This is a genomic window from Rhizobium hidalgonense, assembly GCF_005862185.2.
Lineage (GTDB): Bacteria > Pseudomonadota > Alphaproteobacteria > Rhizobiales > Rhizobiaceae > Rhizobium > Rhizobium hidalgonense.
The window spans coordinates 56,247-80,494 of sequence record NZ_CP054028.1; the positions used below are offsets into that span (position 1 = coordinate 56,247).

Genomic DNA, 24,248 nt, shown 5'->3' on the forward strand with positions numbered 1-24,248 from the left:
AAATCTCAGTTTTTGTATTTTCCATATTGTATATTCTTTCGTATATTGCATACTTACAACATGAAGACCAGACGGAAATGGAGACCATGAACGCACCGCGTCACCTCACTCTTCGCGAGCGGATCTACGAGGAAATCGTTCGCCTGATCGTCTCCGGCGAGCTGCCGAGCGGCGTCTCGATCGACGAAAAGGAACTGACGGAGCGCCTGCAGGTCAGCCGCACGCCATTCCGCGAGGCGATCGGCACACTTGCCAAGGAAGGGCTGATCGAGATCAAACCTTATCGCGGCTTCTTCGTGCGCAGTTTCGCGCCGAAGGAGATCGACGATCTCTACGAGCTGCGCAAGACGCTCGAATGCTTCGCGGTCGAGCTCGCCGTGCCGCAGATGAGCGACCGGCATATCGCCGGTTTCGAGCGCATCCTGGACGAGGCGGTTGCCGCACTGCGCCGCGGCGACATGCAGACTTACGGCATCCGCGACAAGGAGTTTCACGAGACCATTGCCGAGCTTTCGGGAAGCGCGCCGCTGATCGAAACGCTGGCGCGGCTTGCGCTGCAGGTCCAGATCTGCCGCTCGATCGCCAATGAGAGCCGCGATCTCGCCGAGAGGGCCGCCGAGGAACGCGATCAGATCCTGCAGGCTTTTCGGGCTCGCGACATTGCCCGGGCCAAGGCGCTGATGCACGCGCATATCAGCGACGTCCAGCAGGCCGTCATGGCGCGGTTTCAGAAGGGTTAGCCGGATGAAGTGAAGGAGAGGGAGGTCTCCTTTTCGACTGTCAAAAAACGTGGCCGAGGAGCGGCCCGGAGGAGGGAGCAATGCTGAAATTTCTTGCCCGTACAACGGCGCTGGCGGCGATGATCGCCGTAACCTTGCCGGCGCATGCCGAAACTCTGAAGATGTGGGGTCCGGAGCAGATCACCGAACCGCTGGTGGCGCAGCTGTGGAACGGCATCAAGGCCGATTTCGAAAAAGCCAATCCCGGTGTAACAATCGAGTTCATGCCGCCGACCGGGACGATCAGCAACGGCGCGGTGCAGGCGGCGATCCAGTCGGATGCCGGCCCGGATGTCATCCTCACCAATTCCGGCATCGGCCGCATCAGCGTCGTCAAGAACGCCAAACAGGTCATGCCGCTCACCGAGCAATATGAAAAGCGCGGTTGGAAGGATCAGATCTATCCCTGGCTCTACACCGAGCTGAAGAGCCAGTTCGGCGGGGAAATCTACGAAGTTCCCGATGGTCTCGATGCGCTGGGCATCTGGTATCACAAGGACGTTTTTGACCAGGCCGGCTGGAAGATCCCCGCGACGTGGGCCGAGTTCGAAGCACTGATGAAGTCGATCGAGGCGACCGGCCTGCAGCCGATCGCCATCGGTCCACGCACGACCGGCAGCGCCGGTCATCTCTTCGGCAACCTGTTGCAATCGGCAAGCGGTAAGGAGGTGATCGGCAAGGCGCTGCGCCGCGAGATCGCCTGGGACGATCCCTCCGTCGCCGCTGGCGCCGTGCGGCTGCAAAAGCTGGTCGAAGCGGGCGACATCAAGAAGGAGATGGCGGGGCTCGACCTCGACGGCGCTTCACGCCTCTGGTTCAACAAGCGCGCCGCGATGTTCGTCGCCGGCCCATGGTTCACCGCCAATGCCCGCAAAGCCGGCTATGATCTCACCAATGCCGGTTATGCGCCCATGCCCTCCGATATCAAGGGTGCGGCGATACCGACCGGCGGTGTCGGCTGGAGCTGGCTGGTGCCGGTCAATTCAAAGCAGCCGGAACTGGCGATGAAGTGGATCGACTTCACGCTGTCGGATGCGGTGATGAAGAAGCGCGCGCAGGATCCGGCAAGCACGATGATCTATCCGCGCGAGATCCCCGGCGTCGAACCGCCGACCCCTGTCTTGAAAGAGATCTTCGCGGCTGCCGCCGGCGGCGTCGGCTACAATCCGAGCGTCTACCTGCCCGGGCCGGTGCTCGACACCTACTTCCAGGTCATCCAGGGCCTGATCTCCGGCCAAATCGGTGGCGAGGACGGCATGAAGCAGATCCAGGCGAAGATGGCAGAGGCGAAATAGTGGTGATCCCGGAAACACCCGGCAAGGTCGTGGCTCCTCTCAGCACTGCACCCGCCGTAGCGGGGCATACGGGTGGCACATTCGCCCGTATGTCCAAACGCGGGGTGGCCGGGTCCGGCTCATCCGACGGCGATGCCGGCACCGCATTCTGGCTGATGGCGCCAGCGCTCGCGTTCTATGCCGTCTTCACCCTGCTGCCGATAGCCGCCACCTTCTGGCTGAGCTTCAACGGTTCGGCCGGCTTCAATACCTCCGCAAGCTTCGTCGGCTTCGACAATTACGCCAAGGCGGCGCAGGATCCGATCGTCTGGAAGAGCCTCGCCCATACTTTCCTCTGGCTGGCCTATCATGTGGTCATGGCCGGCGGCCTCGGCCTGCTGCTGGCGCTTGCCGTCAGCAGGCTCAGGATCACCCAGGTGTTCTTCCGCACCGCTTTCTTCCTGCCGCATCTGGTGTCGCTCGCCGTGGTCGGCATCATCTGGGCCAATATCTACGATCCGTTTTTCGGCCTCATGAATACGGCGCTGACGCGGATCGGCCTCGGCGCCTTCACGCAAGGCTGGCTTTCCGATCCCGCCCTTGTGCTGTTCTCCGTCAACATCGCAAGCTCGTGGCAGGGTTTCGGCCTTTACATGCTGCTCTTCATCGCCGGCCTGCAGAATATCGACCACTCGCTTTACGATGCTGCGGAAGTGGACGGCGCCAACGCTTTCCAGAAGCTGATCTATGTCACGCTGCCGGGGCTTCGCGAAGTGACAACCTTCGTCGTCTCGCTGGCGATGATCAACGGCCTGAAGGGCTTCGCCACGGTCTTCGTCATGACCAATGGCGGGCCGTTCTATCAGAGCGAACTGATCACCACCTATATTTACCGGCTTGCCTTCCAGTCCCAGGATCACGGGCTTGCGGCGGTGCTCTGCATCCTGCTCAGCCTGCTCGCGATCGCCATCACCATCGTCTTCAACCGCTGGCGCGCGAGGCTTTCCCAATGAGTGTGCGCAACCGCGAATGGCCGGTGGCGCTGGCGCTGACTCCCGCCCTGATCCTGATCCTCGCCCCCTTCCTCTGGCTGGTGGTCTCGAGCTTCAAGACCGAGGCAGAGATCGGCCGGGCCGACCCCTTCACCTGGCCCGCCGACCTGATGTGGCGGAATTATCTCGACGCCTGGCAGATCGGCGGCTTCGGCGACCTGGTCGGCAACAGCCTCATCAACCTCGTCGGCGTCGTCGTCCTGTCGCTCGTCACCTGTGCGCCGGCCGGTTATGCCCTTGCCAAGATCCGTTTTCCCGGCCGGGAGTGGCTGTTCTACGCTTTCATCCTCGGCCTCACCGTGCCCGTACAGGCGATCGTCATCCCGCTGTACCAGGTGCTCTTCGGGCTGAACCTCGTCAACACGCTTGCTGGTATCGTGCTGGTGCAGGTCAGCAACGGCATTCCCTTCGGTATATTCCTGATGCGGAGCTTCTTCATCGGCGTGCCGGATGATCTGATCGAAGCCGCCAAGATCGACGGGGCCTCGCATTTCCAGATCCTCACCAAGGTCTTTCTGCCGATCTCGACGCCGGCGGTGCAGGCGCTCGTCATCATCAGCGCGCTCTCCACCTGGAACGACTTCTTCCTGCCGCTGATCGTGCTGATCAGCCCCGAGGTACAGACGCTGCCGCTCGGACTGGTCCGTTTTGCCAGCACCTATGCCTCCGATTATCGCCTGGTCTTTTCCGGGACCGTCATTTCGTTCCTGCCGATCATACTTCTCTACATCCTGATGCAGCGCCGATTCACCGAGGGGCTGACGCAGGGAGCAATCAAGGGCTGACCATGTCGCATCACGTCCATCGGGAAATCCGCTACAACTTTGAATTCGATCATCGCATCAAGGCCTGCTTCATCGGCGCCGGCGGCCATGCCTACCGCAATATCTATCCGGCGCTGCGTTATGCGCCGGTCGAACTCGCCGGCATCTGCGATCTCGATCTCGACCGGGCCGAGAAATTCGCCAAGCTCTTCGGCGCCGGCAAGGCCTATACGGATCATCGCGAGATGCTGGAGCGGGAAAAGCCCGAATTGGTGTTTCTCGTCACCGCCTATCATCCCGATGGCCGGGTCCAGGCGACCGACCTGGCGCTCGACGCGCTGGCGGCAGGCGCTCACGTCTGGATGGAAAAGCCGACAGCAGCAAGCATCGAGGATATCGAAAGGCTGCAGGCGGCAAGTGCGGCGGCCGGCCGTATGGTGATGACCGGCCTCAAGAAAACTTTCTTTCCGACGATCGAGAAGCTCAAGGACTTGATCGGCTCGCCGGGTTTCGGCAGGCTGACCTCGATCAATGTCCGCTATCCCCAGAGCCTGCCGAGACCGGAAGACCGCGCCGATCTCGTCAAGATGCAGAGCTTCCTCGACCATATCTACCATCCCGGCGCGATCCTCAACTTCCTCGGCGGCGAAATCGAACGCGCCGCCTATGAATGGGAAACGTTGACCGGGGCGACGGTCACCAGCCTGCGCTTCCGCTCCGGCGCGATCGGCACGCTGCATCTTGCTGCCGGCCAATCGGGCGGCAGCATCTTCGAGCGGGTGGAGATCATTGGCGAGGGCGCCAACGCCATCGTCGAAAACGGCAGCCGGCTGATCTATTTCCGCAAGGCGGACCTGCCGTCCTACGGCCGCGCCACAAGCTTCATCCAGCCGGACGAGAATGCGGCGCTCCTCTACGAGCCGGAGCATTCGCTCGGCCAGCTCTACAACAACAACCTCTTCTATCTCGGCTATGTGCCCGAGATCCTGCATCTGACGGATGCGATCCTCGCCGGCATGCCGATCACAAGGGGCACGCTCGAAATCGCCCGCGAGATCATGAAGCTCTTCGAATTCTACAGACGCACGGATGCCGGCGTCAGCACCAATCTCTGACAGGGGAGGGACCGCCTTGAGCGATACCGATGTGATTTTCAGGAAAGCCGGCGGCGAATTCATGCCGACCAGCTGGGGCGAGCTGAACTGGAAGATCACCGGCGACGGCACGCCCGGCGCCGAGATGACCTTCGGCACCTGCCGCATCAATCCCGGGGAACGCAATCAGCTGCACTCGCATCCCGATTGCGAGGAGATTCTCTACGTCGTCTCCGGCGTTTGCGAGCACAAGCTCGGCGATGCGCTTTATCGGCTCGAACCTGGCGACGCGATCCGCATCCCCCGCAATATCCGCCACTGGGCGCGCGCGCTCGGCGCCGAACCGCTCTTCGCCCTGATCATGTTCTCCTCCGGCACCCGGACGGCGGTCAATCATGAAGGCGAGGGGGCGGCCTGAGCGCCGTTTGAAAGGGAAAACATCATGGCGTCGATCGCACTTCACAATATCCGCAAGTCCTACGGCAGCCTGCCTGTTATCCACGGCGTCGACGTCGATATCGAGGATGGCGAATTCATCGTGCTGGTCGGGCCGTCCGGCTGCGGCAAGTCCACCCTGCTGCGCATGATCGCCGGTCTGGAGACGATTTCGGACGGTCAGCTTTCGATCGGCGGGCGCATGGTCAACGACCTGCCGTCGAAGGACCGGGATATCGCCATGGTGTTCCAGAGCTATGCGCTCTATCCGCATCTGACGGTGGCCGAGAATATGGGCTTTTCCCTGAAGCTGCGCGGCACCGCCCAGGAGGAGATCGGCCGCCGGGTGCAGTCCGCCGCAAAGATCCTGGCGCTCGAACCCTATCTCGACCGCCATCCCCGTCATCTCTCGGGCGGCCAGCGCCAGCGCGTCGCCATGGGCCGGGCGATCGTGCGCGATCCGAAGGTGTTCCTCTTCGACGAACCGCTTTCCAATCTCGACGCCAAGCTGCGCGTGGCGATGCGCGCCGAGATCAAGGAGCTGCACCAGCGGCTGAAGATCACCACCGTCTATGTCACCCATGACCAGACCGAGGCGATGACCATGGCTGACCGAATCGTCGTGATGCGCGACGGCATCGTCGAGCAAATCGGCACGCCACTTGATATCTACGATCGCCCGGCGACCACCTTCGTCGCCGGCTTCATCGGCATGCCGGCGATGAACCTGCTCAAGGGTCGCATCCAGGCCGACGCGCCTTCGATCTTCCGCACCGAGAGCGGCATCGCCATGCCGCTGTCATTGCGCCCCGGTACGGCCGATCCCGGCGAGGAACTCATCTACGGCATCAGGCCAGAACAGTTCGTCGTCGCCGACGAGGGAGCACCAGCGAAGATCGTCGTCGTCGAGCCGACGGGGGCAGAGACGCAGGTCGTCGCCCGGATCGGCGAAGAAAACGTCAATATGCTGTTTCGCGAGCGCATCGCCGTAAGGCCTGGCGACACGATCCGCTTCACCTTGCGGGCGGCCAGCGACCATCTGTTTTCGGCCGCGACAGGCCGGCGCCTGACCTGAAACGGATCCTTGAAACCGCATCCTCCCCACACTTGCTAATATTCTGACGATTGTGTGAGGTCGCTCCTACACCTCTGACAAAGCGCGTCGCCTCTGCTATGTCAGGAAAAATGCGGTGGCCAGACGATGGCGCCGCGATCCTATCTGACCATAGCAGGAGTTTGAAAGATGAGCGGTTCTTCCGATTATACGCCCCCGAAGGTCTGGACGTGGAACAAGGCGAATGGCGGTCAATTCGCCAGCATCAACCGGCCGATCGCAGGTCCGACGCATGAGAAGGAGCTTCCGATCGGCCGCCATCCGCTGCAGCTCTATTCGCTCGGCACGCCGAACGGCCAGAAGGTCACGATCATGCTCGAGGAGCTATTGGCGCTCGGCCATAGCGGTGCGGAATACGACGCCTGGCTGATCAGGATCGGCGATGGCGACCAGTTCGGCAGCGGCTTCGTCGCCGTCAATCCCAACTCGAAGATCCCAGCGCTGATGGACCGCAGCGGCGCAAAGCCGATCCGTGTCTTCGAGTCCGGCGCCATCCTCACCTATCTCGCCGAGAAATTCGGCGCCTTGCTGCCGACCGAGCCGGCTGAGCGCGCCGAATGCCTGTCATGGCTGTTCTGGCAGATGGGAAGCGCACCCTACCTCGGCGGCGGCTTCGGCCATTTCTACGCCTATGCGCCTGTCAAAATCGAATATGCGATCGACCGCTTCGCCATGGAGGTGAAGCGTCAGCTCGACGTGCTCGATCGCCGCCTGGCCGAAAGCGAATATCTGGCAGGCGATGAATACACGATCGCCGATATTGCCGTCTGGCCCTGGTATGGCGGCCTGGTGAAGGGCTGGACCTACGGCGCGGCCGAATTCCTGCAGGTCGAGGACTATAAGAACGTTCTGCGCTGGGCCGACACCATCCACAGCAGGCCGGCCGTGCAGCGCGGCCGGATGGTCAACCGCCTCTCCGGCGAGCCCTCGACGCAATTGCACGAGCGCCACGACGCCAGCGACTTCGAAACAAGGACGCAGGACAAGCTGGCGGCTGCCGAATAAGCAAGCCGCATCAGTTCCTTGCAATAAATCAGGCTCCGCCGCCTTTGCGGCGACGGAGCTTTGCGAGCTGCCCGAACTCAGTTCTTGACGGTGTCTTCCAGGAAGAAACGGCCGAGCGGGTTCTGGTGGAAATTCTCGATATTCTTGCGCGAGACGTTGATATAGGGGCTGTAATAGAGATCGATCCAGTTGACGTCGTCCTTGGCCATCTTCTGCAGCTCGACATACATCCCTTCGCGCTTCTTCGGGTCGAGTTCGAGACGCGCCTTGGCGACCAGTTCCTTCACCGCCTCGTTCTTGTAGTTGGTCAGATAATTATTATTGGAATCGTGGCCGAGGACGAAGGTGGTCTTCTGGTCCGGATCGAGAATGTCGTTGGTCCAGTAGTTGACCGAGATGTCGTAATCGCCGGCAACAGTCATGTCCCATTCCTGGCTCGGATCGACCTTCTGCAGATTGGCCGTAATGCCGGCCTTCTGCAACTGCTGCTGGACCAGCACCGCCGTCTGTTCATCGACTTCGTCGCCGGCACGGACCAGGTAATTCAGCGTCAGGTCGGCGGCACCGGCGGCCGCGAGCAGCTGCTTTGCCTTCGCCGGATCGTAAGCCCGCTGCAGATTGTCGGCGTAATAGTAGAGCGCGCCCTTCGGAATATAAGAATTGGCCACGGTACCCTGGCCGAAGGTGACGGTATCGACGATCGCCTTCTTGTCGATCGCCAGATCCAGCGCCTGGCGGACTTCCTTCTTGCCGAGCGCCCCATGCGCATGGTTGATCAGCAGATGATCCTCACGGGTCGAAGCGTCGATATCGACGTTGAGATTCGGGTCCTTTTTCAGCTCCTCGACGCGAGAAAAAGGCACGAAGATTGCCGTATCCAGTTCGCCGGCCTGGACGTTCAGCATGCGGGTATTGTCGTCCGGCACCGAGATCCACTCGACACCGTCGAGCTTGACGCGGTCGGCCTGCCAGAAATTGGGGTTCTTCTTCAGGATGACCCGGTCGCCGCGCCGCCATTCCTCGACTGTGAAGGCGCCGGATGCGATCGGCTTTTCGCCATAGGCGTCGGGGCCCAGCGATTCCATGCCCTTCTTGGAGATGACCGAGGCATTCGGCAGCGCCAGCGTCGAAAGGAACGGCGCGGACGGGTTTTTGAGCTTGACCGTCAGCGTATGCGCGTCGGTCGCTACCGCGGTGTCGATCACCTTGTAGGAATCGCTCCACAGCGAGGCAGGGTCGTCGCGGATGCGCAGCAGGCTGTAGGCCGCGTCTTCCGCCGTCAGCGGCGAACCGTCGGAGAATTTCGCATCGCGGATCTTGAAGGTGTAGATCATTCCGTCATCCGAGGCAGTCCAGCTTTCGGCAAGGCCCGGCTCCAGTTTGGTGCCGGTCTTGTCGACGCGGATCAGCACGTCGTAGACGTTGGAGAATACCCAATTGTCGATGTTCTGGGCGGTCTTGATCGGGTCGAATGTCGTCGAATCCTCGCGTCGGCCGATGGTGAGCACGCCGGACGCCTCGGCATAGCTTGCGCTGAGCGTCAGGCCGGCGAGCAAGGCTGCAAGCCCGATTGATTTCCACCTGTTTGTCATGAATTCGTTCCCTTCGTTGTTATGGCATGCGTTTGATGGATTGAATCGGCATCGATTGCGGATCGTCCTTGCCGCCGGCGTCTTGAAGCAGCCGCTTGTCAGGATCGATGTCGGGAATGGCTGCGATCAGCGCCGCCGTATAGGCATGTTTCGGCCGCGCGAAGACCTCTTCTGAGCGGCCCTCCTCGACGATTTCGCCGCGATACATCACAACGACGCGTTCGCAGAGATTGCGGACGATCGCGAGATCATGGGCGATGAAGATCAGCGTGAGGTTCATCTTCGCCGTGAGCTCACGAAAGAGTTCGATGATCTGCGCCTGGATGGTGACGTCGAGGGCGGCAACGCATTCGTCGGCGATGATCATCTTCGGATCGACGGCGAGCGCCCGGGCGATGCCGGCGCGCTGGCACTGGCCGCCGCTCATGCTGCGCGGTTTGCGGCCGGCGAATTCGCGTTCGAGGCCGACGAGATCAAGCAGTTCGCCGACCCGCGCTGGGATATCGGCCTTGGCGACCTTGCCCTGCACCTTCAGCACCTCGGCCAGCATCTGCCCGATCGTCAGCCGTGGATTGAGGGCATTATAGGGGTCCTGAAAGACCATCGCCGTCTCGCGCCTAAGCTTTGCGAGGCCGGCGCTTTTTTGCAGGGCGAGATCGATCCCGTCGAAGGTGACATGACCCGAGGAAAGCGGCGTGAGACCGAGCACGGCGCGGGCAAGCGTGCTCTTGCCGCTGCCGGATTCGCCGACGATGCCGACCATCTCGCCCGGCATGATCTGCAGGCTGACGCCGGCAACGGCGCTGACCGTCTTGGCGCCACCCTTGAGCAGGCTGCCGCCGGCTCTGAAGCGCACGTGCAGATCGTCGATTTCCAGCAAGGGTCTCGCCCGCCGGCTGAGCTCGGCAATTTCGAGCGGCGGCGCTGCGATCCCGCCCGGCAGGGAAGGGTGGCTGTTGATCAGGTTGATCGTATAGGGATGCTGCGGCCGCGCCAGGATTGCCCGCTTCGGCCCTTCTTCGATGAGCTTGCCGCCGCGCAGCACGGCGATGCGGTCGCAGGTCTGGGCGACGATGCCGAGATCATGGGTGATCAGAATGATCGACAGGCCGCGCTGGTCGCGAATGTCGATCAACAGCCGCAGGATCTGCGCCTGGATGGTCACGTCGAGCGCCGTGGTCGGCTCGTCGGCGATCAGGATTTTCGGATTGCAGGAAAGGGCCACGCCGATCATCGCGCGCTGCCGCATGCCGCCGGAAAATTCGTGCGGATAGCTGTCGTACTGGCGCTTGGGATCGGGGAAGCCGACCTGCGCCAGGATTTCCGTCGCTGCCGCGCGGGCCTCGCGGGCGCCGAAACCCTGATGATAGCGGATGCCCTCGGCGATCTGGTCGCCGATGCGCATCACCGGATCGAGATGGCTGGTTGGGTTCTGGAAGATCATACCGATCTCGCCGCCGCGCACCTTCAGCATCTCGCTATCGTCGACCCGCATGAGATCGCGCCCTTCGAGCAGCACGCTACCGCTTTCGATCGTCAGCAGCGAGGAGGGCAGCAGGCGCACCAGAGAACGGCAGAACAGACTCTTGCCCGAGCCGCTTTCGCCGACGAGACCGAGGATCTCGCCCTTGCCGAGATCGAGCGACACCGCATCGATGAGCGTGCGCGGGCCGGAATCGGCATGCGCTCTGACTGTGAGATCGCGGACGGAGAGCACGGAGCCGTTCATTCATGCACCCCGAGCAATTCGCCGAGCGCATCGCCCAGCATGCTGAAGCCGAAGGCGAGGCAAACGATGGAGAGGCCGGGAAACACGGTGATCCACCAGGCCGTAGTGATGAAGCTCTGGCCTTCGGCGACCATCACGCCCCATTCGGCGATCGGCGGCTGGACGCCGAGGCCGAGATAGCTGACGGCCGCACCACTGAGCAGCACCAGCGTCGCGTCGGACATCGAAAAGACGATCGAGCCGGCGATCGCGTTCGGCAGCAAATGGCGGAACATGATGCGCGGGCGGCTGAAGCCGAGACTGACGGCGGCCACGGCGTAGTCGCTGCCCTTCAGCACCAGCATCTGCGCCCGGATCAGCCGTGCGTAGGACACCCAGCCGACCAGCGCCATGGCGATATAGAAACTGCCGAGGCCCGGGCCGAGGATCGCGATGATCGATAGCATCAGCACGAGGAAGGGGAAGGCGAGAATGATATCGACGAGGCGCATGAACAGCGCATCGACGATGCCGCCGAAGAAGCCGGCAATGGTGCCGACCGTCGTTCCGATCAGGAAGGGGAAGATGACGCCGATCAGCGCCATCTGCAGGTCGAGGCGCGCACCTGAGATGACGCGGGAGAGGATGTCGCGGCCGAAATTGTCGGTGCCGAACGGGTGCAACAACGAAGGCGCCTGCAGGCGCACCTCGGCATTCTGCATGATCGGATCGTAGGGCGCGATAAGAGGCGCGCCGATCGCCACCAGCACGAAGAACAGCAGCAGGCCGGCACCGAGCACAAGCATCGGCCGCCGGACGAAGTACCGGCGCCAGCCTGAGGATGCGGGGGCGATCGCCTCGATGCTCATAGCTTCACCCTCGGATCGACGGCGACGGTGACGATGTCGGCGATGAAGTTGATGAGCACGGTGGCGCAGGCAAAGACCATGGCGACGCCCTGGACCACCATGTAGTCGCGCGAGAAGATCGCCCTGACGAGAAGCTGCCCCATGCCGGGCAGCGCAAAGACGCTCTCGACCACCACCGTGCCACCGATCAGCCAGCCGATGTTGACGGCAAGCAGGTTGATCGTCGGCACCAGCGAATTCGGCAAGACATGCCGCCAGAAGACGATGCCTTCCGGCATGCCGCGGGCGCGCGCCGCGGTCGCGACATCCGATTTCAGCTGCTCGATCATCGCCGCCCGCAGGCTGCGCGTCAGCACGGTCGACAGTGACAGCGCCACCGTCAGGCTCGGCAGCACGAGATGCGACAGTTTTTCGCCGAGCGTGGCGCCATAGCCCGAAACCGGCAGCACGCCGAGTTCGACGCTGAAGAGGATGATCAGCATCAGCCCCAGCCAGAAGGGCGGAAAGCCGATGCCGAAGGTCGAGACGATGCGCACCGCATGATCGGGCGCCCGGCCAGCATTGCGCGCGGCGATCGCCGCCATCGGCACCGCGATCAGCACCGACAGCACGACGCTGGAGACGACGAGCGCAAGCGTCGGCTCGATGCGGGTGACGATCAGCTTCAACACGTCGATCTTGTAGAGGATCGACTTGCCCATCTCGCCATTGGCGAGGTTCTTGAGGAAATAGACATATTGCAGCCACATCGGCTGATCGAGACCGTATTGGGCACGGATGCTGGCAAGGGCAGCCGGTGTGGCGCGCGTGCCGAGGATGTTGCGCGCCGGATCACCGGGGATCAACCGGACGAGAATGAAGGTGATGACGCTGATACCGAAAATGACGGGCAGGAACTGCAGCGGTCGCGTCAGAACGAATTTATAGCGATGCATGACGGCGATCGCCCCTCTGTCTTCGTCGGCTTCGGTCCGCTTCCTCTTGCATCAGTGTGCCTTGTTCCGAGCGAGAAAATCGAGAAGTGCCGGATAATAGTCCTGCGGGTTTTCATAGAACGGCATGTGGCTGGCATTGGCAAACAGCTTGAGTTCGGCATTCGGCAGCGCAAGCTTCATCCTGAGCGCGCAGGCCGGCGTCAGTTCGTCATGCTCTCCTGTGGTGATCAGCACCGGTAGCGTCAGCCGCGGCAGATCGGCGATGCGGTTCCAGTCCTTGAGGTTGCCGATATAAAGAAACTCGTTCGGTCCCTGCATCGTCGCGTAGGGCCCCATATTCCAATCGTCGAGCGAGCGGCGCACCGGTGCCGGCCATTCCGGCAGGCGGCAAACATGGCGGTAGTTGAGGATGGTGACGGCGGCCAGATATTCCGGATGATTGTAGGTACCCTGCGCCTCGTGTTTCTGCATCATCGAGACGGTTTCGGGACCGAGCGCGGCCCGCAGCCGTTCCAGTTCCGAGATCAGATGCGGCATGTCGGCGACGGTATCCTCGAGGATCAACGTCTTCAGGTTCTCGGGATAGGTGAGCGCATAGTCGATCGCCAGCCACCCGCCCCAGGAATGGCCGAGCATGTGAACCCTGCCGAGCCCCAGCGCCTTGCGCACCGTCTCCGTCTCCTGGACATAACGGCCGATCGTCCAGAGCGAGAGATCGTCAGGCCTGTCGGAGGCGCCCGTGCCGAGCTGGTCGAAGGCGACGACGCGGTAACCCTTGTCGATGAGGCAGGAGTGCGCCTCGCGCAGGTAATCGCAAGGCAGGCCGGGACCGCCGTTCAGGCAGAACACCGTCTCGTCGCCGGTCCCGAAGCTATAGGCAACGACGCGATGGCCATCGACATCGATGTCGAACCGCGCGTCCGGCTGTATTTCACGCCACATTGATTGCTCCGGCAGAAAATTTCGCTTGCTCAATATTTGGGCATGGTTAAATTTTTATCGTAAATCGCGTGCCGTGCCAGCTATAAGAAGTGATAGGGTAGGGCGCATTTCGAACCGGGGAGCTGCTCATGCTTGACGACATCGGAACGATCAGACGGCAGTTCACGGCGCATGAAACGCTGGACGGCCGGATCGACCAGGCCTTCGAAGCGATGAAGCAGCTCGGCTTCGAGGCACTGATCTACGACTATACGCCGGTGCCCTACGATCTCGACGGCGCGATCATGATACCGTCGCTGCTGAAGCTCAGGAACATCTCCGACGACATGCACGACTACTGGTTCGATCGCGGCTATTTCCGCATCGATCCGGTGCAGCAGGTGGCGCTGCGCACCTCCGCGCCGTTCTTCTGGAATTACGACACCGACGCCGACACGCTGATCAAGCGCTTCATGAGCGACGATACGGCGCCCGTGGCGCGCTACCTGAACGAACGCGACATGTCCACAGGCGTCACCGTGCCGGTGCATATGCCGCGCGGTGACTATGCAACCGTCACCGGCATCCGCTTCGGCCGAAACGACGATTTCGAGCGGCATGCGCTGCGTTATATCGCCGACTTCAACCTGCTCGCTCATGTCTTCCACGAGACCGCTTATTCGCTTTTCGACAAGACGGCGAAGAGCGTCGGCACGGTTCGCCTGACCGAACGCGAACGCGAGTGCCTGCGCCACTCCGCAGAAGGGTATTCCGCCAAGGAAATTTCCCGCATTATCGGCCGTTCAGTGCCGACCGTCGTCATGCATCTGAACGCCGCGGCAAAAAAACTCGGCGCCCGCAACCGCACCCAGGCCGTGGTGCGCGCCACCCATTACCGCCTGCTCGAAGACCGGCCGAGCCAGAACTGGCCACCCTATAACTTGTGATAGCTGCCTTCGCCGCTGCCGCCACGCTATTGGTCTTCGAGATGCCAAGAGATGGAGACGCCGGTGGCCGAAATCGTGACCAACGAAGCCTATTTTCCCTTTCGCGACTATCGCACCTGGTATCGCATCACCGGTTCGCTGACGAGCGGCAAACTGCCCCTCATCGTCGCCCATGGCGGGCCCGGCTGCACGCATGACTATGTCGATTCCTTCAAGGATATCGCCGCGCTCGACGGCCGCCCGGTCATCCACTACGACCAGCTCGGCAACGGCAATTCCACCCGGCTTCCGGAAAAGGGCCCGGATTTCTGGACGGTCGGCCTGTTTCTCGAAGAGCTGGACGCGCTGCTTGCCCATCTCGGCATCCAGCATCGTTATGCCTTCCTCGGCCAATCCTGGGGGGGCATGCTCGGCGCCGAACATGCGGTGCGCCGGCCACAGGGCCTGAAGGCGCTTGTCATAGCCAATTCGCCGGCCAACATGCACACCTGGGTTTCGGAGGCCAACCGGCTGCGGCAGGAACTGCCGAAGGAGGTGCAGGACACGCTGCTGAAGCACGAGCTGGCAGGAAGCCTGTCCGACCCGGACTATATCGCCGCCTCGCGCGTCTTTTATGACCGCCATGTCTGCCGTGTCGTGCCGTGGCCGCCCGAAGTGTCGCGGACCTTCGCGATCATGGACGAGGACAACACCGTATACCGCAACATGAACGGCCCCACCGAATTTCACGTCATCGGCACGATGAAGGACTGGACGATCGAGAACAGGCTCGATCGCATCGAAGCCCCGACACTGCTGATCTCGGGAAAATACGACGAGGCGACCCCGCTGGTAGTCAGGCCCTACCTCGAACGTGTTCCCGGCTGCGAATGGGTGCTGTTCGAAAATTCCAGCCATATGCCGCATGTCGAGGAAAAGCAGCTTTGTCTGGCGACTGTTTCCACTTTCCTGTCACGGCACGATTGAGAACCGCGCGCTAGCGATCGCCTATCGGCGAACCAGCCATTTCTTGGCAACGCGGCAGGCCATGGTATAGGCCGGATCAAAGACGTTGCCGACGTCGTAACGCACGACCTGGCCGAGCAGGTGGCTGGCCGCCGTCCTGTCCAGGCCATAATCCGACGCCAGCCAGGTCAACATTTCGCTGGTGGCATGCTGAAGTGCCTGATCAAGCGGCCGGGCGTTGCCGATGGTGAAGATGTCTTCGGCGGTTTCTCCGCGCGGCCAGACCAGCCCGGCCTTCTTTTCCACCGTCAGCCGCACGGTGACTTCGAAGGTGGTCTCGATGCCGGTCCCGACAATCTCGCCATCCCCCTGCACGGCATGGCAGTCGCCGAGAAAAAACAAGGCGCCGGCAGCCGATACCGGAAAACGAACCGTGGTGCCGGGACCGAACCGGCGATAATCCATGTTGCCGCCATATTCGCCGCTGGTCGCAGTCGAGATCGCCTGGCCGAGGCTGGGCGCCACGCCGAAGCAGCCGATCATCGGGGCGAGAGGCAGAATGAGATTTTCAAGACCGGCAACCGGCTCGGAAAGCCTGGCGGTCAATGCCTCACGATCGATCGTCCAGATGGCGATATCACGCGGCGGCAGTTCGCGGACAACTTCGGGATCGACAACATTGGCGGCGATGACGCTGCGGGTAAACCCCGTGTCCCTGGTCGGGATCATGCTGACGATCTCGACTTTCAGCGCATCCCCGGGCTCGGCGCCTTCCACAAAGATCGGGCCGTTCATCGGATTGGGCCCGGATGTCTGCTTGACGCCGTTCTTGTCATGGCCGGCAGCATCGAGCGTCTCAGTGACAACGGTATCGCCGTCGGCGATGCGCAGGGCCGGCGGGAGCGAGCCAATGACATTGTGAAAGATCGTTGGAATGAAGCGGTGCGTGGTCATGAGATACGGCTCTCGCTCGTTTCGAATGCCATGAGGCCTGCGGCTGAACTGCCGGGCCTAGAGGCCGAGACTAGATCAGAGATTGTCTGCAATGCCAATATCGGCAGCATCACTCGAAATTCCAGTCAGCCGCAATGCCGGGGCCGATGGGCTCGCGGTGGCTCCAAGTGGCATCTCATTGGCGATCTGCGTGGAAAACAAGTGAGATGGCTTTCTATCGATAGCCGCAGATCACAAAACCTCTTGACATATGCGACTGAGTAGCAATCTTTGAAGCAAAGGAGATCATCATGAGCGTGAAATCATCGATCTCGCTGACCGAGCAGCAGGATGCGTTTGCCCGATCGCTTGTCGAGAATGGGCGGTACTCAAGTCTGAGTTCGGTTTTACAGCAAGGTTTGGAGCTTCTCAGGCAAAAAACCGAGACTGAAATGGCGGAAACGGAAGCCCTTCGGGAACTGATCCAACGGCGGTTGAACGGACCTATGCTATCGGACGATGCAATGGGGGCCGCCGTCGACGACATGATCGAGCGGAAACGGCGAGCTCTTCGTGTGGAGCCTTAAATATTCCCGCGAAGCGGAACAGGATTTTGAACTTATATTCGACCATCTCTTCGCCGCTTACAGCGATCTCGGCGATAGTGAGGACGAGGCCTTGGAGCGTGCGGCGGGCCGCGTTCGCGAATTGCGCTCGTCCATACAACGGCTTTCCGAAACACCCTTCATCGGAACTTTACGATCCGATATTTATGCGGGCATCCGGTTTGTGCGGCGCGACAAGGCGGCAATTTGGTTTCTGCCGGTGGTGGACCGCAAGACACTCATCGTTGCCGCCATCTTTTTCGGCGCTCAAAATCACATCCGGCACATGATGGGGCGACTGCTCGATAGCTAAGGACGGTCGTATCCTCGATCGATGCCGTTGGTCATCGGTGACTTCAGATAGCACGCTCTGCAGGACCGGTCGAACCGGACGATGTCGCAATCCTATCGACTGGGTCGGCTTTTGCTGCTGCCGGGGCACAACGTAACCTAACCACTTATAATAAATATATATTTTATGTTTCCACAACATGCGTTACGCCAGATTCGCTTATACGCGGGCACATCGCTTAGTACTTCTCGAGCCCTACGAAAGAGCGCCGAGGCTGAGAATATGCGGCATAATCGCGGGTGGCGATGCTCCGGGGATGTAAACGCATTTGAAGGTTTGATGCAGCTTGAAACTCATTGTATTTGTCGTGTCGACAAGAGGAGTTTTTATGCCCGACATCGACCCCGGTTCTCTTCCCGAACGCAAGCGCGGCTCCGGCGTGAAAATGGTCTACGACCTGCTGCGCGATGAGATACTCGACCTGAAACTCGGCCCCGGCAGCCCGATCGACGAAGTGCAGTTGGCGGAGCGGTTCAAGATGTCGCGGACACCGATCCGCGAAGCGCTGGTCCGCCTGGCCGGTGACGGGCTGATCGAAACGCTGCCGAACCGCTCGACCATGGTGTCGAATATCGATTTTCTCAATCTCAGTACGTTCTTCGACGCCCTTGTTCTCATGTATCGGGTAACGACGCGGTTGGCGGCGCAGAACCATCGTCTCGAGGACCTGCCCTCTATCCGCCGCTTCCATGAGGACTACGCGGCGGCAATCGAAGCACGCGACACGCTGGCGATGATCGCGACCAACGCCGCTTTCCACGCCGCCATTGCCGAAGCCGGGCGCAATCCGTATTTCACCGGGCTTTTTCGCCGGCTGCTTGATGAAGGCCGTCGCATTCTCCGCCTTTACTACCAGTCCTACGACGAACATTTTCCCCAGCAGTTCGTCGACGAACATGCCGAGATGATTGCCGCGATCGAAGCGCGGAATGTCGACGAGGCCGATCGACTGGGCAAGGTGCACGCCGAACAGATTGTCGCCCAGGTGCAGAAACTTTTCAGTCGCAACGGCAAGCTCGACATAGCGCTATAGGTCTTGTATTTTTCTTGTCGACAAATAGAACACAAGATGCTATCCCACCGTCGAACGGGTCGGCGACCTTAGCGGCCGACCTTCCCACCAAGCCGCGGAGGAAATCGACATGAAGGCTACAATTTTTTCCGGCGTCATTCCCGCTTTGATGACGCCCTGCAAGGACGACCGCACGCCGGATTTCGACGCACTGGTGCGCAAGGGCAAGGAGCTGATCGAAAAAGGCATGTCCGCCGTCGTCTATTGTGGCTCAATGGGTGACTGGCCGCTACTGACGGACGAACAGCGCATGCAGGGCGTTGAGCGTCTGGTGAAGGCCGGCATTCCGGTGATCGTCGGCACGGGCGCCGTCAATACCGCTTCGGCTGTTGCGCATGCTGCGCACGCCCAGAAGGTCGGCGCCCAGGGCCTGATGGTGATCCCGCGCGTCCTGTCGCGCGGCACGGTCGTCGCCGCCCAGAAGAACCATTTCAAGGCGATCCTTTCGGCCGCCCCGAACCTGCCGGCCGTCATCTACAACAGCCCCTATTACGGCTTTGCCACCCGCGCCGAGCTGTTCTTCGCGCTGCGCCAGGACCACAAGAACCTCGTCGGTTTCAAGGAATTCGGCGGTGCGGCCGATATGCGCTATGCGGCCGAAAACATCACCAGCCGCGACGATGACGTCTCGCTGATGATCGGCGTCGACACCTGCGTCTTCCATGGCTTCGTCAATTGCGGCGCCGTCGGCGCGATCACCGGCATTGGCTGCGTGCTGCCGAAGGAAGTCATCCACATGTGCAACCTCGCCCAGGCCGCGGCCGCCGGCGATCCGGATGCCCGCCAGCGCGCGCTGGAACTGGAATCGGCGCTGGCCGTGCTCTCCTCCTTCGACGAAGGCCCGGACCTCGTTCTCTACTTCAAGCATATGATGGTGCTGAAGGGCGACACGGAATACACGCTGCACTTCAACGAGACGGACGTGCTCTCCGAAAGCCAGCGCGGCTATGTCGAAGCCCAGCTGAAGCTGTTTGATACGTGGTACGCCGAGTGGAGCAAGCTGCCGGGCGCCGTGCAGAAATACAAGGGATAATTTCACGATCCCCCTCAAGCAGAAGGCCCTCCTCGCGGAGGGGGCCTTCTCTTTTGTCACCAGTATAAGGAAGAGGCCCTCAGGAGACCGCTTCGAGACCTTTTTCGAAAAGACGGTCAAGCAGCTCCAACTCGGCGGCCGTCAGCGCGACGCCTTCCGTCTCGGATTTCTGGCGGGCGGCGAAGCGGCGCTGCGAAGGCAGGCGGGCGCCGCTTCCGACGATCGCCTCGAAGAGCAGCTCGGCGCGGGCGAAGGGATCGCCGGGCCGGCCGGCGGCGAAGGCTTGCGGCGACATGGCGATGATGAGTTCGCCATGGAAGGGGGCAAGTGTCGTCGTGCCGAGATAGTCGAGCACCTCCGGGCTGGTGAGATCACCGATCATGATGCCGGCGAGGAGCTCGATCATCGTGCCGATCGCCGATCCCTTGTGCCCGCCGAAGGGCAGCATGGCGCCGGCAAGGGCGGCTTCCGGATCGGTCGTCGGATTGCCGTTGGCATCGATCGCCCAGCCCTCGGGAAGCTGCTTTCCGGCGCGGCGGTGCAACTCGATTTCTCCGCGGGCGGCAACCGAGGTCGCAAAGTCGAATACGTAGGGCGACATGTCCTTGCGCGGCCAACCGAAGGCGAAAGGGTTTGTGCCGAGCAGCGGTTTGGTGCCACCGGCTGGCGCGACGGTCGCATAACTGGGGCACATGACGAGACCGGCAAGACCCTCGTTGGTCACTGCCTCGACTTCCGGCCAGAGCGCGGAGAAATGGCTGCAATCATTGATGACGAGGGCGGCAATGCCGAGCTTGCGTGTGCGTTCGGCCAGCGCCGGCACGCCGAGTTCGAAGGCCGCATTGGCAAAGCCCCCCTTGGCATTGACCTTGACGATGGCGGACCCTTCGTTGAGGTCCAGTTCGGGCACCGCGTCCGGCTTCACCTTGCCTGATTTGACGGTGCGCAGCGCGCCCTCGATGCGGTAAATGCCATGCGATTTGCAGGCGTCGCGCTCACCGGCGACGATGACGCGGGCAAGCGCCCCGGCCTGCACGGCATTGAGGCCGGCCTTGCGGAAGATGGCTTCGACCCGCCCATTCAGGTCGGCAATCGTCAAGGTGGTTTTCGTCATGCTGCGTTTCTCCTCGCCGCGATTTTGAAGATGACCTAGCCGATCGACATTGCTGAGGATGCAAGAGCCAAGCCCGAACCCACCAAACATTTATGGCGAACCAAATCTCTCAGTCTTGCCGAAAAATGCATAAACGAGAAAGGGGATATGGCAAACCCAATCTCATTCCGCTTGGACTGACGAGTTCTTCCTGCTGAGGAGGACTGCGCGAATCTGTTCGTTCTTGCTCAACAGGGGAGAGGGAGCCGGAGCCGTGTCCTCGGGCGCCTCGGCCGTGCCCGCATTCCGCTTAAGGTTCAGAAAGCGTTTTTGCGCGACCAGCCGATCGTCTGGCGACAGTGGTTCGACCGGCTTGCCGTCCAGGTCATGACGCATGGAATCGGACTGGGCGCTGGCGAAATAATAGCGCCGGCAATGGACATAGGCAGCCGTCGCGCGCCTCAGCGTCGTCACGCCGGCGTCGGGTTTCAGCAGCGGGCGCAGCTCGTTGAAGAGGCCGACGGCAAAGGGGAGGACAGGGTCTCCCGGCTTGGCGGGAAGTACGCCGACTGGCCGGATCAACAGCATGTTGATCGCGTTTGCCTTCTCCACGTCGAGCTCGGCTGCCGCAATCGGCCCGCGGCTGATCTTCCAGGGTTTGTCCATGCATCCTCCATAGCGACCGACTGTGATGGTAAATTGACGGACAGGGCCAATATCGGCGCAGTTCGCACATTGCCGGTCCTGCCGCAAGCCGCCATTTTCGCGCAGATATAGGCTGGTCTGATCGGCCTGCCATTCCATCTAATCGTTTTTATCGCCGAATGTGCATTGACCTCAAGCATCGATTACACTTCTTATCCGCGCCCAAGATGAGTGACCGGCCGCGGGGAGGATATATGCGGGTTTTCTCGAGTATCGACGAGCTGCGCCACACGCTCGATGCGCTGAAGCGCCAGGGGCGTACCGTCGGCCTGGTGCCGACGATGGGCTACCTCCATCCCGGCCATATGGAGCTCGTATCGCGCGCCCGGGCCGAGAACGACCTCGTCGTTGTGTCGATCTTCGTCAATCCGCTGCAGTTCGGCCCAGCCGAAGACCTCAGCAAATATCCGCGCGATCTCGAACGCGATTCAGGCATGCTCAAGCAGGCCGGGGTCAATTTCCTTTTCGCGCCCGATGTCGAAGACATGTATCCGCGTCCGATGCAGACCGTCGTCGATGTTCCCGATCTCGGCCGCGAGCTCGAGGGCGCGGTCAGGCCCGGGCATTTTGCCGGTGTGGCCACCGTCGTCTGCAAGCTCCTCAACATCGTGCAACCCCAGACCGCCTATTTCGGCCAGAAGGACTATCAGCAGGTCGTCATCATCAAACGCATGGTGGAAGATCTTGCGGTGCCGGTGCGGGTGATATCGGTGCCGACCGTCAGGGACGGCGACGGCCTCGCCCTGTCGTCGCGCAACGTCTATCTCAGCCCGGAGGAGCGGCGCGCCGCGGTGATCGTCCCGCAGACCCTCGACGAGGCCGAGCGCCTGGTTGCCAATGGCCTGACGGATGCCAAGGGATTGGAAGTGAAGCTCACGGAATTTCTCGGCCGCGAGCCGCTGGCAAAGCCTGAAGTCGTCGCCGTCAGGGACGCTTCGACGCTTGAGCAGGTCAGCTCGATCGACGAGCCTGTCGTCGTGGCGCTCTTCGTCCGGTTCGGCTCGACGCGGCTCCTCGACAACCGGGTCGTCCGCAACAACCGAATTGCCGGGATTACCGGCGGGAAGGGCCTGCAGGGAAGGGGCCAGCCGGGAAGGGGAGCGACGAAATGAGCGCCACCGGATCTCAAAAGCGTCTGACGCCGACCCGCATCTCAGCCATGAAGGGCAGCAAACCGATCGTTTGCCTGACCGCCTATACGACGCCGATGGCGCGGTTGCTGGATGAGCATTGCGACCTTCTGCTGGTCGGGGATTCGCTCGGCATGGTGCTCTACGGCATGGAGACCACCATCGGCGTCACGCTCGAGATGATGATCGCCCATGGCAAGGCGGTGATGCGCGGCGTCGCCAAGGCCTGCGTCGTCGTCGACATGCCGTTCGGAACCTATCAGGAATCGAAAGAGGCAGCCTTCCGCAATGCCGTCCGCATCCTGCAGGAAACCGGCTGCGATGCGGTCAAACTGGAAGGCGGCGAGGAGATGGCCGAGACGATCGCCTTTCTGACGAAGCGGGGCATCCCGGTCATGGGGCATATCGGCCTGATGCCGCAGCAGGTGCAAACTGCAGGCGGCTATCGCTCCGTCGGCCATACCGAACACGAGACGTCGAAGATCAGGCGTGACGCGCACGCGATCGGCGGCTCGGGCGCCTTTGCCGTCGTCGTCGAAGGCACGGTGGAACCGCTCGCCCGGGAGGTGACTTCGGCCATCCACATACCGTCCATCGGTATCGGCGCGTCCTCCGCCTGCGACGGCCAGGTTCTGGTGTCAGACGACATTCTGGGGCTGTTCAACGATTTCACCCCCCGTTTCGTCAAGCGCTACGACGAACTCGGCAAGAGGATCGCCGCAGCCGCCTCCGCCTATGCCGACGAAGTCAGGTCGCGAAAATTTCCGGCTGCGGAGCATACGTTCAAGCGCCGCTCCTGAAGCGGTCGCATCTTTCAGATGCGTTCCAACGCTTTGGTCCTTGTTGTCAAAGGTACAGTCTGGGGGCTGTACCGTCGACGGATTGATACGATGGCGATCGTGTGAAGCGATGCGGCCAGCCCTCGCTTTGTGAGAGAGGTCTTAGGCGCCAACCGTACTATCGTACGTCACGCACCCGCATACTGTTCCCGCATCGCTTCGGCCGAGCGGCGCACCGCCTCGGCCACCTCCTGCAGCTGTTTGGCCATCGGCGTTGAATTGCGCCAGACCATTCCGATCGTTCGCGACGGCTGCGGCGACGGGAAGCGGGAGATCGAAACCTGGGCCGAGCGCGTTTCGACGGGAACGGCCATTTCCGGGATCAACGTGACGCCGATGCCGGCGCCGACCATCTGGACGAGGGTGGAGAGCGAGCTGCCTTCCATGATCTCCCGAGGACGGGCGGGCCCGACCTTGCAGAAGGACAGTGCCTGGTCGCGGAAGCAGTGGCCCTCTTCGAGCAGCAGCAGCCGCATTTCGCGCAGCGCCTCGCGCTCGGGCACCGGTTTGTCTCCATCCTCCTGCCGCCTCACCAGCACGAATTCTTCCCGGAAAAGCTCGAGTTCGGTCAGCGAGGGTTCCGACACCGGCAGCGCGACGATCGCCATGTCGAGCTGGCCCTGCGCCAGTTCGTGAACCAGCTTGCCCGTCTGCGTCTCGCGCACATCGATCTGAATTCCGGCGAAGCTTTTGTTGAGATCGTTTATAATCGCCGGCAGCAGATAGGGCGCGATCGTCGGGATGATGCCGATGCGCAGCCGCATGAGGAAGGAATCGCGCGAGGCACGGGCAAATTCTCCCAATTCGTCCACCGCTCGCAGGATGTCGCGGACCCTGAGCGCAAAGGTCTGGCCGAACGGGGTGAGCTTCACCTGGCGTGCGCTGCGCTCGAAGAGCTCGCTGCCCAACTCCTGCTCGAGTTCCTTGATCTGCATGGAGAGCGCCGGCTGGGAGATGGCGCAGGCATCGGCGGCGCGGCGGAAGCGGCCGTCCCTTGCCAGGGCTTCAAAATAGCGTAGCTGTTTCAGGGTAAGATTCTTCATAAGCTCAGC

Annotated in this window: 25 protein-coding genes; 16 read left to right on the plus strand and 9 right to left on the minus strand. The window is 61.7% G+C overall.

Features of this window, described 5'->3' with window-relative positions:
* Window positions 1–86: 86 nt before the first annotated feature.
* From FFM81_RS21530 to yghU, 8 genes are all read left to right on the plus strand, one after another.
* On the plus strand, window positions 87–740 hold the full coding sequence (locus FFM81_RS21530; protein WP_025417999.1) for a GntR family transcriptional regulator: 654 nt from the start codon (window positions 87–89) through the stop codon (window positions 738–740).
* A gap of 80 nt (window positions 741–820) precedes the next feature.
* Complete coding sequence (locus FFM81_RS21535) at window positions 821–2,074, plus strand: ABC transporter substrate-binding protein (RefSeq protein WP_003571996.1); 1,254 nt, start codon at window positions 821–823, stop codon at window positions 2,072–2,074.
* Window positions 2,074–3,066, plus strand: coding sequence for a carbohydrate ABC transporter permease (locus tag FFM81_RS21540; protein WP_138384622.1), 993 nt, complete (start codon window positions 2,074–2,076; stop codon window positions 3,064–3,066). Before FFM81_RS21535 ends, FFM81_RS21540 begins: the two co-directional genes overlap by 1 nt.
* On the plus strand, window positions 3,063–3,890 hold the full coding sequence (locus FFM81_RS21545) for a carbohydrate ABC transporter permease (RefSeq protein ID WP_138384621.1): 828 nt from the start codon (window positions 3,063–3,065) through the stop codon (window positions 3,888–3,890). The genes FFM81_RS21540 and FFM81_RS21545 overlap by 4 nt, the downstream gene beginning before the upstream one ends.
* A 2-nt stretch (window positions 3,891–3,892) precedes the next feature.
* Window positions 3,893–4,984: a Gfo/Idh/MocA family protein gene (locus tag FFM81_RS21550; protein WP_025417996.1), complete on the plus strand. Its 1,092-nt coding sequence runs from the start codon at window positions 3,893–3,895 to the stop codon at window positions 4,982–4,984.
* Between the two features lie 16 nt (window positions 4,985–5,000).
* Window positions 5,001–5,381 carry a cupin domain-containing protein gene (locus FFM81_RS21555; protein ID WP_138384620.1) on the plus strand — a complete coding sequence of 127 codons (381 nt, stop codon included), beginning with the start codon at window positions 5,001–5,003 and terminating at the stop codon, window positions 5,379–5,381.
* A gap of 24 nt (window positions 5,382–5,405) precedes the next feature.
* Entirely contained in the window at window positions 5,406–6,473 is a 1,068-nt protein-coding gene (locus tag FFM81_RS21560; RefSeq protein WP_025417995.1) for an ABC transporter ATP-binding protein, read from the plus strand.
* 168 nt (window positions 6,474–6,641) lie between these two features.
* Window positions 6,642–7,517 carry a glutathione-dependent disulfide-bond oxidoreductase gene (yghU, locus tag FFM81_RS21565; RefSeq protein WP_138384619.1) on the plus strand — a complete coding sequence of 292 codons (876 nt, stop codon included), beginning with the start codon at window positions 6,642–6,644 and terminating at the stop codon, window positions 7,515–7,517.
* Between the two features lie 77 nt (window positions 7,518–7,594).
* Here the strand turns inward: yghU and FFM81_RS21570 are convergent, their stop codons facing one another.
* The 5 genes from FFM81_RS21570 to FFM81_RS21590 are packed head-to-tail and all read right to left on the minus strand — an operon-like array spanning window position 7,595 to window position 13,563.
* Window positions 7,595–9,109, minus strand: a complete 1,515-nt coding sequence (locus FFM81_RS21570; protein WP_138384618.1) for an ABC transporter substrate-binding protein — start codon at window positions 9,107–9,109, stop codon at window positions 7,595–7,597.
* A gap of 19 nt (window positions 9,110–9,128) precedes the next feature.
* Window positions 9,129–10,838: a dipeptide ABC transporter ATP-binding protein gene (locus FFM81_RS21575; protein WP_138384617.1), complete on the minus strand. Its 1,710-nt coding sequence runs from the start codon at window positions 10,836–10,838 to the stop codon at window positions 9,129–9,131.
* Entirely contained in the window at window positions 10,835–11,686 is an 852-nt protein-coding gene (locus tag FFM81_RS21580) for an ABC transporter permease (RefSeq protein WP_025417991.1), read from the minus strand. The genes FFM81_RS21575 and FFM81_RS21580 overlap by 4 nt, the downstream gene beginning before the upstream one ends.
* Entirely contained in the window at window positions 11,683–12,621 is a 939-nt protein-coding gene (locus tag FFM81_RS21585; protein ID WP_097533057.1) for an ABC transporter permease, read from the minus strand. Before FFM81_RS21585 ends, FFM81_RS21580 begins: the two co-directional genes overlap by 4 nt.
* A gap of 51 nt (window positions 12,622–12,672) precedes the next feature.
* On the minus strand, window positions 12,673–13,563 hold the full coding sequence (locus FFM81_RS21590; protein ID WP_003572014.1) for a proline iminopeptidase-family hydrolase: 891 nt from the start codon (window positions 13,561–13,563) through the stop codon (window positions 12,673–12,675).
* Window positions 13,564–13,691: 128 nt separating this feature from the next.
* Between FFM81_RS21590 and FFM81_RS21595 the strand changes: the two genes are divergently transcribed.
* Both FFM81_RS21595 and FFM81_RS21600 read left to right on the plus strand, forming a co-directional pair.
* Window positions 13,692–14,489, plus strand: coding sequence for a helix-turn-helix transcriptional regulator (locus FFM81_RS21595; protein WP_025417988.1), 798 nt, complete (start codon window positions 13,692–13,694; stop codon window positions 14,487–14,489).
* Between the two features lie 63 nt (window positions 14,490–14,552).
* Entirely contained in the window at window positions 14,553–15,455 is a 903-nt protein-coding gene (locus FFM81_RS21600) for a proline iminopeptidase-family hydrolase (RefSeq protein WP_037092858.1), read from the plus strand.
* 21 nt (window positions 15,456–15,476) lie between these two features.
* Here the strand turns inward: FFM81_RS21600 and FFM81_RS21605 are convergent, their stop codons facing one another.
* On the minus strand, window positions 15,477–16,388 hold the full coding sequence (locus FFM81_RS21605; protein WP_138384616.1) for an acetamidase/formamidase family protein: 912 nt from the start codon (window positions 16,386–16,388) through the stop codon (window positions 15,477–15,479).
* A gap of 290 nt (window positions 16,389–16,678) precedes the next feature.
* Here FFM81_RS21605 and FFM81_RS21610 point away from each other — a divergent pair, with 290 nt between their 5' ends.
* The 4 genes from FFM81_RS21610 (at window position 16,679) to FFM81_RS21625 (ending at window position 19,429) form a co-directional block, all read left to right on the plus strand.
* Window positions 16,679–16,954, plus strand: coding sequence for a type II toxin-antitoxin system ParD family antitoxin (locus FFM81_RS21610; protein ID WP_003572021.1), 276 nt, complete (start codon window positions 16,679–16,681; stop codon window positions 16,952–16,954).
* On the plus strand, window positions 16,941–17,285 hold the full coding sequence (locus FFM81_RS21615; protein ID WP_138384615.1) for a type II toxin-antitoxin system RelE/ParE family toxin: 345 nt from the start codon (window positions 16,941–16,943) through the stop codon (window positions 17,283–17,285). The genes FFM81_RS21610 and FFM81_RS21615 overlap by 14 nt, the downstream gene beginning before the upstream one ends.
* A gap of 367 nt (window positions 17,286–17,652) precedes the next feature.
* Entirely contained in the window at window positions 17,653–18,357 is a 705-nt protein-coding gene (locus FFM81_RS21620) for a GntR family transcriptional regulator (RefSeq protein WP_138384614.1), read from the plus strand.
* Window positions 18,358–18,466: 109 nt separating this feature from the next.
* A complete protein-coding gene (locus FFM81_RS21625) occupies window positions 18,467–19,429 on the plus strand; it encodes a dihydrodipicolinate synthase family protein (RefSeq protein ID WP_003572024.1) in 963 nt (320 codons plus the stop codon).
* Between the two features lie 79 nt (window positions 19,430–19,508).
* Here FFM81_RS21625 and FFM81_RS21630 read toward each other — a convergent pair whose 3' ends face one another.
* Both FFM81_RS21630 and FFM81_RS21635 read right to left on the minus strand, forming a co-directional pair.
* Complete coding sequence (locus FFM81_RS21630) at window positions 19,509–20,543, minus strand: Ldh family oxidoreductase (protein ID WP_138384613.1); 1,035 nt, start codon at window positions 20,541–20,543, stop codon at window positions 19,509–19,511.
* Window positions 20,544–20,705: 162 nt separating this feature from the next.
* On the minus strand, window positions 20,706–21,188 hold the full coding sequence (locus FFM81_RS21635) for a ProQ/FINO family protein (RefSeq protein WP_138384706.1): 483 nt from the start codon (window positions 21,186–21,188) through the stop codon (window positions 20,706–20,708).
* 233 nt (window positions 21,189–21,421) lie between these two features.
* On the opposite strand from FFM81_RS21635, the gene panC reads away from it, so the two are divergent.
* Together panC and panB are read left to right on the plus strand one after the other, a co-directional pair.
* Window positions 21,422–22,339: a pantoate--beta-alanine ligase gene (gene panC, locus FFM81_RS21640; protein WP_138384612.1), complete on the plus strand. Its 918-nt coding sequence runs from the start codon at window positions 21,422–21,424 to the stop codon at window positions 22,337–22,339.
* The gene (panB, locus tag FFM81_RS21645) at window positions 22,336–23,157 is read left to right on the plus strand and encodes a 3-methyl-2-oxobutanoate hydroxymethyltransferase (RefSeq protein ID WP_138384611.1); all 822 of its coding nucleotides are present in this window, start codon (window positions 22,336–22,338) and stop codon (window positions 23,155–23,157) included. Before panC ends, panB begins: the two co-directional genes overlap by 4 nt.
* 167 nt (window positions 23,158–23,324) lie before the next feature.
* On the opposite strand, the gene FFM81_RS21650 is transcribed toward panB, so the two are convergent.
* Entirely contained in the window at window positions 23,325–24,239 is a 915-nt protein-coding gene (locus tag FFM81_RS21650) for a hydrogen peroxide-inducible genes activator (protein WP_003572029.1), read from the minus strand.
* Window positions 24,240–24,248 lie beyond the last annotated feature (9 nt).